A 10,689-nucleotide genomic window follows, 5' to 3' on the forward strand; every position below is an offset into this window, starting at 1 on the left:
CTTTCTTTTCTTGCGCTAACAATAGTTCTAGCTTGTTTCTCCCCATCATAATTTGTGGTAAAGGGGAGGGACAACCATTGAAAAAAACGTTACCATTCATTGTGTTTGTATTTTTACTGCTCGTGTCATATCAAACGATGAAGCAGCCGGCTGCTGTTACATATATTGAATCAATGAAAGAGCATGCCGAGGTTGCATCTGTGTCAAAAGATATTTTATATCAGGAGATTGAATCGAAGTCTTCTGACTATGAAGTAAAGGCGCAAAATGCTAAGATTGATAAAGTGTGGAAAAAGATGCCTGGCTTAAATGGACAGACAGTTGATATCGATGCCTCTTATGAAAAAATGAAGAAACAGGGGTCATTCGATGAAAAGCTGCTTGTTTTTAATGAAACAAAACCATCTACTCATTTACATGAGCTTGGTGCAGAGCCCATTTATAAAGGACATCCAGATAAAAAAATGAATGCATTCCTCATCAACGTAGCTTGGGGTGATGAGCATTTAATCAACATGTTAAAGACGCTGGAAAAGCATCAAGTCAAGGCGACCTTTTTCTTAGAAGGCAAATGGGTGAAAAAAAGCACAGAGCTTGCTAAAAAAATCGTGGCAGATGGTCATGAAATTGGAAATCATTCATACAATCACCCAGATATGCGCACACTGACAAGAGAACGAGCATTAGAGCAGATAACGAAAACAAATCGCCAAATTGAAGAATCCCTTGGGAAGAAACCAAAATGGTTTGCGCCTCCAAGCGGCAGCTTTAAAGAAGAAACAGTCAAGCTTGCCAAACAAGAAGGCATGGAAACCATTATGTGGACAGTAGACACCATCGACTGGCAAAAACCATCCCCGGCTATTTTACAAAAGCGGGTGCTTGGGAAAATTCACAATGGGGCGATGATATTAATGCATCCAACAGATGCAACAGCGAAAAGTCTTGACGCACTTATCACTCAAATCAAGGAAAGAGGATATGAATTAGGGACGGTTTCTGACCTCCTAAGTGAAAAAAGACATCCGTGATGCGATCTGTTTGTTGAATAGGAGGAGCAAAACTTGGTCAAAACGTATACATGCCAAAACGGAGTAAGAATTGTACTCGAAAACAATCCCACTGTAAGGTCTGTCGCAATTGGCGTCTGGATTGGAACAGGCTCTAGACATGAGACACCTGAAATTAATGGAATCTCACACTTTTTAGAGCATATGTTCTTTAAAGGAACAAAGACAAGATCTGCACGTGATATCGCAGAATCCTTTGACCGCATTGGTGGTCAGGTGAATGCCTTTACATCAAAAGAATACACTTGCTACTATGCGAAGGTGCTTGATTCACATGCTGGCTACGCCCTCGATGTATTAAGCGACATGTTCTTTCACTCTGCTTTTGATGAAGAAGAGCTGAAAAAAGAAAAAAATGTGGTGTACGAAGAAATTAAAATGTATGAGGATACTCCTGATGACATCGTTCATGATTTATTAAGTAAAGCCATTTATGGTGATCATTCATTAGGATATCCAATTTTAGGAACAGAGGAAACACTCTCTACCTTTAACGGAGACTCACTTAGAAAATACATGGATGAATTCTATACTCCGGACCGCGTCGTGATCTCAGTTGCAGGGAACGTAGATGAGACCTTTATTCGAGAGGTTGAAAAGCTATTCGGCTCTTATGAAGGAAAAGGGAAAAAGCAGCCTGTAGAAGCTCCAGCATTTCATTATGACAAGCTCACACGCAAAAAGGAAACAGAACAAGCGCACCTATGCCTGGGCTTTAATGGCCTTCCAGCTGGAGATAAGGGCATCTATGACTTAATCGTCTTAAATAATGTTCTTGGCGGAAGCATGAGCAGTAGATTATTCCAAGATGTAAGAGAGGACAAAGGACTTGCTTATTCCGTCTTCAGCTATCACAGTTCATTTGCAGATAATGGAATGCTGACGATTTACGGCGGAACTGGAGCGAAGCAGCTAAACCTGCTCTCTGAGACCATCTTACAAACATTAGACGTCTTAAAGCGTGAGGGAATCACGCAGAAAGAACTAGAGAACTCTAAGGAGCAAATGAAAGGCAACCTTATGCTCAGCCTTGAAAGCACAAACAGCAAAATGAGCCGAAACGGTAAAAATGAACTGCTCCTTGGCAAACATCGGACACTCGATGAAATTATTGATGAAATCAACAGCGTCACATTAGACGGCGTGAATAACTTATCTAAACGCATCTTTACAGAAGATTATGCGCTCTCGCTTATTAGTCCGACGGGTGATCAGCCATCATAATGTAAACAACACGGCAGACTCAAAAAAGTCTGCCGTTTTATTGTAGGTAAAGAAGAAAGGGGTTCTGCTTTCATGGAACATGAAAAGCTGAAACAGCTCTCTCCACTTCTGACACAAGCTATTTCTTTCCAAGCCATAACATCTGGTTTTTCGGGAGATCGTACCTATTTGGTTACAATATCATCTAGTGAAAAGCTGGTGCTTAAGTTATCAGACATTCAAACGTATTCGCGCTATAAAAGAAAAGCATCATTTCAGCGGAAGTTAAAAGATCGAGGGATTCTTTGTTCTGAAGTGATTGAGATTGGAATGAGTGCTGAACTAAACTGTACCTATCGAATTTTCTTCTTTATCGAAGGCGAGAATGCTAGAGACTCCATCCATCTACTTACAAATGAAGAGCAGTATGAAATCGGGAGGCGGGCAGCCAGAGAGCTAAGTTTGATGCATACATGCCGTGCACCTTCTCATGTTCGTCCGTGGGATGAGAAAGTCATGGCAAAACATGAACGGTATGTACATGCCTATCAATCAAGTGGCGTGACGTTTTCCAATGATCAGTTTGTATTAGATTTTATCAAGTCGAATGTTGATGCGGTAAAAGAGAGGCCTAACCAGTTCCAGCATGATGATTTTCATTTAGGGAATATCATCATACAAGGTAATCAATATGCCGGTGTGATTGATTTCGATCAATCCGACTGGGGCGACCCGGTTCATGACTTTTATAAATTGTCCTTATTTAGTCGAGAAAGCAGCATTCCGTTCTCAGCTGGACAACTGGATCAATACGTGAGTACGCAGTCCACAAACGATTTTTGGCTTCTTTTTTCCATCTATACAGCAATGAGCTGCTTTTCATCTATCATCTGGACGCTTTCCTATGATACGGGACATGTAAAAGACATGGTGAAACGAGTGGAGAGAATGCTAAAAGATCATAATTGCTTTCATCAACTTAAGCCTGTTTGGTATACCAACTCACATTATACATAAACTTGAAAGAGCAGGACGGTCTATTTCTTCCTTTTGGTGCATATATGATACGGAAGGGAAGTGATGCGACTTTGAGGCTGAGTGAACTGTCGGGAAAAGAGATTGTCGATATTAAAAGAGCGGAGCGGCTTGGCGTGCTTGGACAAACTGATCTTGAAATCAATGAACAGGACGGTCAAATTACAGCACTCATTATACCTTCCGTGAAGTGGTTTGGCTTTCGAAAACAAGGAAATGACATCCGCGTCCCGTGGAATCACATTCAAAAAATAGGATCAGATATGATCATTCTCGATGTGCCTGAAGAACTTCAGCCGCACGGAGAAAAAGAGCACCCGTCATAAACGGGTGCTCTTTTTCTTTTCTCTCTCTGATTCGTTCACAGGCTGAATCCTCTCCTCATATGCTGAAAGGGAGATTCAGAAAATATTACAGACTTTTTTAAATAAAGAAGGTGAACGGTCAGTATGTTGAGCGGTTTAACGGTTGCGGTGATCGGGGGAGATGCAAGGCAGCTTGAAATTATTCGCAAGTTGTCACAGCAGCATGCCAAAGTGTTTTTAGTCGGATTTGATCAGCTGGATCATGGATTTATTGGTGCTGAAAAGCTGAAAATGTCTGAACTTCCATTCGAACAAGTAGACAGTATGATCCTGCCAGTATCAGGGGCAACGGATGAAGGCGTTGTTGCAACTGTTTTCTCAAATGAGCAGGTCTTGCTGGAAGCAAAATATTTAGAAAGAACCCCTGCCCATTGTACCTTGTACTCAGGTATTTCAAATACGTACTTAGACAATCTGGCAAAGCAGGTGAACCGGAAGCTTGTGAAGCTGTTTGAGCGAGATGATATTGCCATATATAACTCTATTCCAACAGTTGAAGGGATTATCATGATGGCCATTCAGCAAACGGACTATACGATTCACGGCTCTCATGTCGCTGTTCTCGGACTTGGAAGAACAGGACTCACGATTGCCCGCACATTTCGGGCACTAGGGGCAGACGTAAAAGTAGGGGCGGCAGACACAGCACATTTAGCGCGGGCCTTTGAGATGGGGCTTGATCCATTTTCAATGGACCGGTTAAAAGAGGAAGTAACGGATGTTGATATTATCATCAATACCATTCCAAGTCTTGTATTAGATTCATCAGTCATCGTCAGCATGACACCAAAGACACTCATTTTGGATATCGCCTCCCGCCCAGGCGGAACAGACTTTGACTTTGCACAAAAGCACGGAGTAAAGGCACTTCTTGCACCAGGACTCCCGGGGATTGTTGCACCAAAAACAGCAGGACAAATCATTGCAAAAGTGCTTTCCGGGCTTTTATGTGAACTTGCGGAGGAAAAAAGGGGGATGGAATCATGACATCATTAAAAGGAAAAAGAATCGGCTTTGGTTTAACAGGTTCCCACTGTACGTATGAAGCTGTTTTTCCGCAAATCGAAGCGCTTGTAAAAGAAGGGGCAGAGGTGCGTCCAGTGGTGTCTTACACGGTGCAGAGCACGAATACGAGATTTGGAGATGGAGCCGAGTGGATCGAGCGGATTGAGAAGCTGACTGGATTTAAGGCGATTGACTCAATCGTTAAAGCAGAACCGCTCGGACCTAAGCTGCCGCTTGATTGTATGGTCATTGCTCCTTTAACTGGAAACTCAATGGCGAAATTTGCAAATGCCATGACAGACAGTCCTGTTTTAATGGCTGCTAAAGCAACCATTCGAAATCATCGTCCTGTCGTTTTAGGTATCTCAACAAACGATGCGTTAGGCTTAAATGGTACAAATCTGATGAGACTGATGTCGACAAAGAATATTTTCTTTATTCCATTTGGCCAGGATGATCCATTCAAAAAACCGACCTCGATGGTCGCAAACATGGATCTGCTATCTCAAACAGTAGAAGAGGCGCTCCAGCATAGACAAATTCAGCCGATTTTACTTGGACCAAACGAATAATAGTTTCACTAGAAAATCATGAAAGATTCAAAAAAGATGCTTCAAGCCTTGCTTTTCTATGGTAAAATAAAATGTAAAAAGTCATAGGATGGCCATCCGAAAGAAAAGAATCATGGATGGGTCGGAAGGAGTTTTACTGATGGGAAGAGGATTGCATGTAGCTGTAGTTGGAGCGACTGGAGCTGTCGGTCAACAAATGTTAAAAACACTAGCTGACAGAGATTTTGAAATGGATACACTTACTCTACTATCCTCAAAACGTTCTGCTGGAACAAAAGTGACATTCAGAGGTCAAGAGTACACTGTTCAGGAAGCAACACCTGAAAGCTTTGAAGGAGTGAACATCGCATTATTCAGTGCTGGAGGAAATGTTTCTAAAGCGCTGGCTCCTGAAGCAGTCAAACGAGGTGCGATTGTTGTTGACAACACAAGTGCTTTTCGTATGGACGAAAACATCCCTCTTGTCGTACCAGAGGTAAACGAAAAAGATTTGCATGATCATCAAGGGATCATTGCAAACCCTAACTGTTCAACGATTCAAATGGTAGCGGCATTAGAACCGCTTCGTCAGGCATATGGAATGAAAAAAGTCATTGTCTCTACGTATCAAGCAGTATCAGGTGCTGGACATGAAGCCATTGACGAACTATACAGCCAATCACAAGCCATTTTAAATAAAGAGGATGTAACACCAGAAGTCATGCCTTATCAAATTGCATTTAATGCGATCCCGCAAATTGATAAATTCCAAGACAACGGTTATACATTCGAAGAAATGAAAATGATCAATGAAACGAAAAAAATCATGCATATGCCTGAGCTGGAAGTAGCGGCAACATGCGTAAGGCTTCCAATTGAAACAGGTCATTCAGAATCTGTCTACGTCGAACTAGAATCAAATGATGCAACAGTGGAAGACCTCAAATCAATTCTAAAAGATGCACCAGGAATTACGCTGCAAGATGATCCGTCTCAGCAAATTTATCCAATGCCTGCAGATGCTGTTGGGAAAAACGACGTATTTGTCGGCCGCATTCGGAAAGATTTGGACCGTCCAAACGGGTTCCATATGTGGATTGTATCTGATAACCTGCTTAAAGGCGCTGCATGGAACTCAGTTCAAATTGCAGAAAGCTTAAAAGCATTAAAATTAGTTTAACATTCAATGGATGATGAGGACGAACAGAAGAGAGTTAGGCATCTTTCGCCTGCTCTCTTCTGTTACGTCAGAATGAACTTGGAGTGAAAACAGTGAAAATAATTGTCCAAAAATTTGGCGGTACATCTGTCAAAGATGATCAAGGTAGAAAAAGGGCACTTGCACATATCTTATCTGCAAAAGAGAAAGGCTATAAATCGGTTGTTGTCGTTTCTGCAATGGGACGAAAAGGCGATCCCTATGCGACAGATACGCTGCTCGGTCTGCTTTACGGCAGCGCGCAGAACATGACAAATCGAGAAAAAGACTTGCTTGTTTCCTGCGGAGAGAATATCTCAGCTGTTGTGTTTTCAAGTATGCTGAATGAAAACGGTCTAAAGGCTGTAGCGATGACTGGAGCTCAGGCGGGCTTTGTGACAGATAAGGAGCATACAAGTGCGAAAATTATTGACATGAAATGCGAACGTCTGGAAGCAGCACTGTCTGAACATGATGTTGTCGTTGTCGCTGGGTTCCAGGGAGCTGCGAAAAATGGAGACGTGACAACAATCGGACGAGGTGGCAGTGATACGTCCGCAGCTGCTTTAGGCGCTGCATTGCAGGCAGACTTTATTGATATTTTTACAGATGTAGAAGGCGTTATGACAGCAGATCCCCGCATTGTTGAAAATGCAAAACCGCTGAGAGTCGTGACATATACGGAAATTTGCAACCTCGCATATCAAGGGGCAAAAGTCATTCACCCGCGAGCTGTCGAAATTGCGATGCAGGCAAAAGTACCAATGAGGGTCCGTTCAACATACTCTGATGATGAGGGCACACTCGTTACATCACACTACTCAGATAAAATGAGCCATGATGTGTACGACCGCCTCATTACGGGTATTGCACATGTCAATGATGTGACGCAAATCAAAGTCCCTGCAAAAGAAGGACAGTACAGCGTACAAACAGAGGTCTTCAAAGCAATGGCAAACGCACAAATCAGTGTCGACTTCTTCAACATCACACCGAGTGAAATTGTGTATACAGTGACAGGTGCAATGACTGAAAAGGCAACGTCGATCCTAAAAGATCTTGGCTATACACCAATTGTGACAACAAATTGTGCAAAAGTATCAGCTGTTGGCGCAGGCATTATGGGTGTACCAGGTGTCACATCGAAAATTGTAACGGCTCTATCCGAGCAAAACATTCCGATTTTACAATCGGCTGACAGTCATACGACCATTTGGGTGTTAGTGAACGAAGAAAACATGAGAGCGGCTGTCAATGCCCTGCATGAAGTGTTTGAACTTTCAAGATAAATGTGATTGAATCATGATGAGGTGAAAAAAATGAATTTCGGAAATATCGCAACAGCTATGATTACACCTTTTGATAAAAAGGGCAACATCGATTTCCAAAAGCTATCAATTCTCATTGATTACTTGTTAAAAAACGGCAGTGACTCCTTAGTCGTTGCAGGGACAACAGGCGAATCGCCAACTTTATCGAATGAAGAAAAAGTCGCTCTTTTTCAGCAATCGGTCAAATTAGCAAATGGTCGTTGTAAAATCATTGCAGGAACAGGCAGTAATAATACAAATGCGTCTATCAAACTAACGAAAAAAGCAGAAGAAGCGGGCGTTGATGCAGTGATGCTTGTCGTACCTTATTACAACAAGCCATCACAGGAAGGCATGTATGCACACTTTAAAGCCATTGCCGAGTCTACATCTCTTCCTGTCATGCTTTACAATGTACCAGGAAGAACGGCAGCTTCATTAGCACCAGAAACAACGATTAAGCTTGCGCAAATACCTAACATTGTTGCCATTAAAGAAGCAAGCGGCGATCTTGATGCTATGACAAAAATCATTGCAGAGACGCCAGAAGATTTCGACGTATATTCAGGGGACGACAGCTTAACACTTCCAGCTGTATCTGTTGGTGCAAAAGGAGTTGTCTCGGTTGCGTCTCATATCGTAGGACTGGATATGCAGCAAATGCTGAAAAGCTATGCTTCAGGCCAGACAGCGAATGCAGCATTGATCCATCAAAAGCTGCTTCCAATCATGAAACAGCTTTTCTCAGCGCCAAATCCAACACCTGTCAAAACAGCCCTTCAGCTGAAAGGACTAGACGTTGGATCTGTTCGTCTTCCGCTTTTGCCTTTGTCAGAAGAAGAGAGACTGGATTTAAGCAGCGTTTTAAACAGCTGATCAAAACAAAAGATTTCGTAGCGTTTTAAACAGCTGATCAAAACAAAAGATTTCGTAAGCGGTCATTCTCAGATGTCCCTGAGTATGACCGTTTTTTATACATAAACACTTTCTTAAAATGTGACTTCATCTTGTTTTCTAAAATTAGATTCAGTTATAATAGCATTAAGCGATGATGGACGGGCTTGAGACTAGGAGGATAAGAATTTTGAAAAAGAAAAATACAGAGAACGTAAGAATTATTGCACTCGGAGGCGTTGGAGAAATCGGAAAAAACCTATATGTCATTGAGATTGATTCGGACATATATGTAGTAGATGCAGGTTTAATGCATCCAGAAAATGAAATGCTGGGCATTGACGTCGTCATTCCTGATATCTCTTATTTAACAGAGCGTGCTGATCGGGTGAAAGCAATTTTTCTTACCCACGGACATGATGAAGCAATCGGAGGCGTATTCCATTGCTTGAGCAAATTGTCTGTACCAGTCTACGGAACGAAGCTGACCCTTGCGTTACTTCGAGAAAAATTAAAGCAGTATGGCTTCAATCAAAAAGCTGATTTGCGTGAGGTACATGCAAAATCAGTTATTACTTTTGAAACAACAAAAGTATCGTTCTTTAGAACGAATCACAGCATTCCTGATTCAGTTGGGATCAGCTTCAAAACCTCTCTTGGTTCAATCGTATGCACAGGTGATTTTAAATTTGATCAAACCCCAGCGCTTAACCAAGCCTGTGACATCGGAGAGATTGCGAAAATTGGAAACAATGGCGTTTTAGCACTACTTTCAGACAGTGCAAATGCTGAAAAACCAGGCTATACACCTTCTGAGGCGCTCGTCCAAGACGAAATCTCAAATGCGATGTACAATGCTGAAAATCGTGTGATTGTTGCTGTGTCTTCATCTAATATTAACCGCGTGCAGCAGATCATTAATGCAACAAATCAAAATGGCCGTAAGCTTGCCGTTGCAGGGAAGAATATGATGACAACCCTTCAGCTGGCGATCAAGCTTGGTTATGTTACAGCAGACGAAGAATTATTTGTACCCGTTCAAGAAGTGAAGAAAATGGCGAAAAACGACGTGGTCATCCTGACCGCTGGAAGCCACGGAGAGCCGCTTGCTGCTTTAACAAAAATGGCGAAGCAAAATCACAAACAGCTTCATATTGAAAAAGATGACACGGTTGTGATTGCATCTACACCTCTTCCTGGACAAGAACTCACATACTCTAAAACAGTGGATTTCCTTACAAGAAGCGGAGCACAAGTCATTTTTGCGCAAAAACGTGTGCATGTATCTGGACATGGCTGCCAAGAAGAGTTAAAGCTAATGCTGAACTTACTAAAACCGAAGTATTTAATTCCGGTGAATGGCGAATATCGTATGCAAAAAGCACATTCTCGTATTGCTGAAGAAGTAGGTATGAAACGCAGTGACATTTTCTTGATTGATAAAGGAGATGTTGTTGAGTTTAGAGGACAGAACGTCAAAATCGGTGAAAAAGTTCACCAAGGAAACATTTTGATCGATGGTCTTGGCGTTGGTGATATCGGAAACATCGTGTTACGCGATAGACGCCTTTTGTCTCAAGACGGCATCTTGATTGTTGTCATCACGCTTGATAAACAAAAGAAACAATTAATTTCTGGACCTGAAATCATCACAAGAGGATTTGTCTATGTAAGAGAATCCGAAGAGCTGATTGTGAAAGCAACAGAAATGGTCAAAGGGATTGTCAAAGAGCAAACGGAAAACTCAATTGTTGAATGGTCAACATTGAAACAATCCATGCGCGATGTACTAAATCAATTCCTATATGAAAAAACAAAACGTAAGCCGATGATCATTCCAATTATTATGGAAGTGTGATGAGAAAAGCCCAAAGAGTATAAGCTCTTTGGGCTTTAGATTGTTGACAAAGTGCTAAAATGAACTTTATTTTAGCACTTTGTCTTCTTTTTAGCGTGATAGAAAACCTTTGCAGTCTAGAAAGGACGGGCACCGGAGCGGAGCGAATTTGACATTCGTGAGCACCGAAGCGTAGGACTGCGGGCGAATGCGAGGGTTTG

At 42.0% G+C, this 10,689-nt stretch carries 10 protein-coding genes; all 10 read left to right on the forward strand.

Going from position 1 to position 10,689, the window contains the following annotated elements; translation table 11 throughout:
- Positions 1-77: 77 nt before the first annotated feature.
- The 10 genes from AWT60_RS09715 to rnjB all read left to right on the forward strand — a co-directional run bounded on the left by AWT60_RS09715 (position 78) and on the right by rnjB (position 10,489).
- Positions 78-1,031, forward strand: a complete 954-nt coding sequence (locus AWT60_RS09715; protein WP_218677185.1) for a polysaccharide deacetylase family protein — start codon at positions 78-80, stop codon at positions 1,029-1,031.
- A 33-nt stretch (positions 1,032-1,064) separates the two neighbouring features.
- Positions 1,065-2,294 (forward strand): M16 family metallopeptidase, encoded by a 1,230-nt coding sequence (locus tag AWT60_RS09720; protein ID WP_025092599.1) that lies wholly within the window; start codon positions 1,065-1,067, stop codon positions 2,292-2,294.
- A 72-nt stretch (positions 2,295-2,366) separates the two neighbouring features.
- The gene (locus AWT60_RS09725) at positions 2,367-3,290 is read left to right on the forward strand and encodes an aminoglycoside phosphotransferase family protein (protein WP_218677186.1); all 924 of its coding nucleotides are present in this window, start codon (positions 2,367-2,369) and stop codon (positions 3,288-3,290) included.
- 71 nt (positions 3,291-3,361) lie between these two features.
- Positions 3,362-3,634 carry a YlmC/YmxH family sporulation protein gene (locus tag AWT60_RS09730; protein ID WP_008344726.1) on the forward strand — a complete coding sequence of 91 codons (273 nt, stop codon included), beginning with the start codon at positions 3,362-3,364 and terminating at the stop codon, positions 3,632-3,634.
- Positions 3,635-3,757: 123 nt separating this feature from the next.
- Positions 3,758-4,660: a dipicolinic acid synthetase subunit A gene (dpaA, locus tag AWT60_RS09735; protein ID WP_095408534.1), complete on the forward strand. Its 903-nt coding sequence runs from the start codon at positions 3,758-3,760 to the stop codon at positions 4,658-4,660.
- Entirely contained in the window at positions 4,657-5,250 is a 594-nt protein-coding gene (dpaB, locus tag AWT60_RS09740) for a dipicolinate synthase subunit B (RefSeq protein WP_218677187.1), read from the forward strand. Before dpaA ends, dpaB begins: the two co-directional genes overlap by 4 nt.
- Positions 5,251-5,389: 139 nt before the next feature.
- Positions 5,390-6,409 (forward strand): aspartate-semialdehyde dehydrogenase, encoded by a 1,020-nt coding sequence (asd, locus tag AWT60_RS09745; protein WP_024427010.1) that lies wholly within the window; start codon positions 5,390-5,392, stop codon positions 6,407-6,409.
- A 92-nt stretch (positions 6,410-6,501) separates the two neighbouring features.
- Positions 6,502-7,716: an aspartate kinase gene (gene dapG, locus AWT60_RS09750; RefSeq protein WP_024424126.1), complete on the forward strand. Its 1,215-nt coding sequence runs from the start codon at positions 6,502-6,504 to the stop codon at positions 7,714-7,716.
- Positions 7,717-7,746: 30 nt separating this feature from the next.
- Positions 7,747-8,613 carry a 4-hydroxy-tetrahydrodipicolinate synthase gene (gene dapA, locus AWT60_RS09755; protein ID WP_024427012.1) on the forward strand — a complete coding sequence of 289 codons (867 nt, stop codon included), beginning with the start codon at positions 7,747-7,749 and terminating at the stop codon, positions 8,611-8,613.
- Between the two features lie 208 nt (positions 8,614-8,821).
- The gene (rnjB, locus tag AWT60_RS09760; protein WP_012010007.1) at positions 8,822-10,489 is read left to right on the forward strand and encodes a ribonuclease J2; all 1,668 of its coding nucleotides are present in this window, start codon (positions 8,822-8,824) and stop codon (positions 10,487-10,489) included.
- The last annotated feature ends 200 nt before the right edge of the window (positions 10,490-10,689 follow it).

The sequence above is a fragment of the Bacillus sp. F2HM genome (assembly GCF_019266135.1).
Lineage (GTDB): Bacteria > Bacillota > Bacilli > Bacillales > Bacillaceae > Bacillus > Bacillus safensis.

Excerpts from the sequence above, each read along its gene's own strand:
- dpaB (WP_218677187.1), top strand. The coding sequence starts at position 4,657 with ATGACATCATTAAAAGGAAAAAGAATCGGCTTTGGTTTAACAGGTTCC.
- AWT60_RS09725 (WP_218677186.1), top strand. The coding sequence starts at position 2,367 with ATGGAACATGAAAAGCTGAAACAGCTCTCTCCACTTCTGACACAAGCT.
- dapA (WP_024427012.1), top strand. The coding sequence starts at position 7,747 with ATGAATTTCGGAAATATCGCAACAGCTATGATTACACCTTTTGATAAA.
- asd (WP_024427010.1), top strand. The coding sequence starts at position 5,390 with ATGGGAAGAGGATTGCATGTAGCTGTAGTTGGAGCGACTGGAGCTGTC.
- dpaA (WP_095408534.1), top strand. The coding sequence starts at position 3,758 with ATGTTGAGCGGTTTAACGGTTGCGGTGATCGGGGGAGATGCAAGGCAG.